Source organism: Campylobacter sp. RM12654, from assembly GCF_020137585.1.
Taxonomy (GTDB): Bacteria; Campylobacterota; Campylobacteria; order Campylobacterales; family Campylobacteraceae; genus Campylobacter_E.
In genome coordinates, this window is sequence record NZ_JACGAR010000099.1 from 1 (window position 1) to 210 (window position 210).

A 210-nucleotide genomic window follows, 5' to 3' on the forward strand; every position below is an offset into this window, starting at 1 on the left:
GACTTTAAATCAAGCAATACAATTATTCAAGGTAGTATTAATACTACAAATAATATGGAATTAAATAATTCTAATATTAAAGGCGATATAACTGCTAATAATTTAACTTTAAATAATTCTAGTATTACTAATAAAGCTGATGGTTCTACTAATACTATAAATGTTACAAACGATTTAACTATAAATAACGAAAGCCAAACTACTATTGAT

Annotated in this window: 1 protein-coding gene; it reads left to right on the top strand. The window is 22.4% G+C overall.

Features of this window, described 5'->3' with window-relative positions; all coding sequences use genetic code 11:
* A partial coding sequence (locus AVBRAN12654_RS09480; RefSeq protein WP_442862329.1) for a hypothetical protein occupies positions 1–210 on the top strand: 210 nt, incomplete at both ends.